At 58.7% G+C, this 2543-nt stretch carries 3 protein-coding genes and 1 pseudogene; all 4 read left to right on the top strand.

Annotated elements, in window-relative coordinates; translation table 11 throughout:
- Positions 1-39: 39 nt before the first annotated feature.
- The 4 genes and pseudogenes from pufB (at position 40) to pufM (ending at position 2305) form a co-directional block, all read left to right on the top strand.
- A complete protein-coding gene (gene pufB, locus WA989_RS09120; RefSeq protein WP_424340189.1) occupies positions 40-270 on the top strand; it encodes a light-harvesting antenna LH1, beta subunit in 231 nt (76 codons plus the stop codon).
- An 11-nt stretch (positions 271-281) separates the two neighbouring features.
- Positions 282-449, top strand: a pseudogene (gene pufA, locus WA989_RS09115) (light-harvesting antenna LH1, alpha subunit); the annotation flags it as partial.
- A gap of 92 nt (positions 450-541) precedes the next feature.
- Positions 542-1369 carry a photosynthetic reaction center subunit L gene (pufL, locus tag WA989_RS09110; RefSeq protein WP_424340188.1) on the top strand — a complete coding sequence of 276 codons (828 nt, stop codon included), beginning with the start codon at positions 542-544 and terminating at the stop codon, positions 1367-1369.
- A gap of 12 nt (positions 1370-1381) precedes the next feature.
- Positions 1382-2305 (top strand): photosynthetic reaction center subunit M, encoded by a 924-nt coding sequence (pufM, locus tag WA989_RS09105; RefSeq protein ID WP_424340187.1) that lies wholly within the window; start codon positions 1382-1384, stop codon positions 2303-2305.
- Positions 2306-2543: the final 238 nt, after the last annotated feature.

The raw sequence follows: 2543 nt of genomic DNA, 5'->3' as shown, positions 1-2543 counted from the left end.
TAAGTGCGGCAAAGGCCCATTTCCAAAAAGGAGGATATCATGGCCAATGATGCGATCGATCGATCGGAGACCCTGTCCGGGCTCACCCAGGCAGAAGCTCAGGAGTTCCACAAGATCTTCATGTCGAGCTTCCTAATATTCACTCTAATTGCGGTTGTCGCACACGTCCTGGTCTGGATGTGGCGGCCATGGATCCCGGGGCCTGAAGGCTACGCGATGGTCGATGAAGGCATGCGCCTTGCCGGCAATTTCTTTAGCAACTTTGGATAGGAGACACGACCATGTGGAGAATTTGGTTACTCTTTGACCCACGCCGCGTGCTCGTCGCGTTGGCAATCTTCCTGTTTACGCTTGCTGTGCTGATTCACTTCATTCTGCTCAGCACGGAGCGTTTCAACTGGCTTGGAACAGCCCCGGCCCAGACGGCGGCTATTTCGATGGATCTGACCGATCATAGCGGGCAGGCCTGCGTTTATAAATGCGCGAGGATCGCTGAAACGCGATCCTCGACGCCCACCCCGAATTTCGCGGAGCCTTTGAGATGGCGTTACTTAGTTTTGAGCGAAAATACCGTATTCGCGGAGGAACCCTGGTTGGAGGAGATCTCTTCGATTTCTGGGTCGGGCCCTTTTATGTTGGATTCTTCGGGGTCACGTCCATTTTCTTCGCGGCCCTTGGCACGGCGCTGATCTTTCTCGGCGCTTCTATGGGCGATACCTGGAATCCCTGGCTGATCAGTATCGATCCGCCGGATGTCAGTTACGGGCTGCACTTTGCCCCCCTTGCTGAGGGCGGGATCTGGCAGCTTGTGACCTTCTGCGCGACAGGTGCTTTCGTATCCTGGATGCTGAGGGAAGTGGAGATCTGCCGAAAACTTGGCATGGGCTATCATGTGCCCTTCGCCTTTGGCATTGCCATCCTGGCCTATGTGACCCTGGTTGTCTTCCGTCCCTTCCTTATGGGCGCGTGGGGCTACGGCTTTCCTTACGGCATCATGAGCCATTTGGACTGGGTCTCGAACACCGGCTACCAGTACGGCAATTTCCACTACAATCCGGCGCACATGATCGCCATTACATTCTTCTTCACGACGTGCCTTGCGCTCGCCATGCATGGCGGGGCGGTGCTGTCGGCAACCAATCCGGGCAAGAACAAGCCAGTCAAGGCGCCCGAACACGACAACTCGTTCTTTCGAGACATCATGGGATATTCGGTCGGGACGCTCGGCATTCACAGGGTTGGACTTTTCCTTGCCCTGTCGGCCGGCTTCTGGAGCGCCGTCTGCATCATCATCTCGGGCCCCCTTTACGAGGGATCCTGGGTCACATGGTGGGACTGGTGGAAGAACATCCCGATTTGGGCCGGCTAGGAGGGCGGAACCATGGCAGACTATCAGAATATCTTCACCCAGGTTCAGGTTCGCGGTCATTACGATCCGGGCGTGCCTCTGCCGAAAAGCGACTGGCCGCGCGAAAAGCTCAAGGGCTTCAGCTACTGGCTCGGCAAGATCGGCGATGCGCAGATTGGTCCGATCTATCTCGGCGCTACAGGCGTTGCCTCGCTGATCTGCGGATTTATCGCGATCGAGATCATCGGCCTCAACATGTGGGCGTCGGTGGGCTGGGATCCGATCAAATTCATCGGACAGCTGCCCTGGCTGGCGCTTGAAGCGCCGCTGCCAGAGCATGGCCTCAGCGTCTTTCCACCGCTCAATGAGGGCGGATGGTGGCTGATGGCGGGCTTCTTCCTGACATCTGCAATCCTGCTCTGGTGGGTGCGCACCTATCGCCGCGCGCGCCAGCTCGGCCTTGGAACGCACGTGTCATGGGCCTTTGCGGCGGCGATCTGGCTCTATCTGGTGCTGGGCTTCATTCGCCCGCTGATGATGGGGACCTGGTCTGAGGCTGTCCCGTTCGGCATCTTCCCGCACCTCGACTGGACGAATAATTTCTCGCTCATCTACGGCAACCTCTTCTACAACCCGTTCCACATGCTCTCGATCGTCTTCCTCTATGGATCGGCGCTTCTGTTTGCGATGCACGGGGCGACCATTCTGGCGGTTGGCCGGTATGGCGGGGAGCGCGAGATCGAGCAGATTGTCGATCGGGGTACGGCGTCTGAACGCGCCGCCCTGTTCTGGCGCTGGACGATGGGCTTCAACGCTTCGATGGAGTCGATCCATCGCTGGGCCTGGTGGTTTGCCATTCTCTGTCCGATTACGGGCGGTATCGGCATCCTGCTGACCGGCACTGTGGTCGACAACTGGTATCTCTGGGGGATCGATAACGGGTTCGCCAGTTTCTAGGGGCGGGTAGACGCGCCGTTTCCCTGCCAAGAAAGGCAGGGGGCGGGCGTCCCGGTTCCCCGCCTCTCACCTTGAAAGCGGCGTGATTTCCAATCCACGCCGCTTTTTTTATGGCCGGGAGACTTTTCGCCAGGCGAGGACGAGCGCTGCCAGATGAGCCGGGAAGGACAGGGCGATCAGGCCGAGTGTCAGGGGCGGTATGGCGTCTGTCTCAAGGCTGGCCCGCAGCGCGGCAAGG

This window comes from Henriciella sp., assembly GCF_049649345.1.
Classification (GTDB): Bacteria; Pseudomonadota; Alphaproteobacteria; order Caulobacterales; family Hyphomonadaceae; genus Henriciella.
Note: the sequence above shows the minus strand (reverse complement) of the source record. Positions and strands in the feature narration are given on the sequence as shown.

Coding starts and splice junctions, on each gene's coding strand:
- pufB (WP_424340189.1), top strand. CDS start 40: ATGGCCAATGATGCGATCGATCGATCGGAGACCCTGTCCGGGCTCACC.
- pufM (WP_424340187.1), top strand. CDS start 1,382: ATGGCAGACTATCAGAATATCTTCACCCAGGTTCAGGTTCGCGGTCAT.
- pufL (WP_424340188.1), top strand. CDS start 542: ATGGCGTTACTTAGTTTTGAGCGAAAATACCGTATTCGCGGAGGAACC.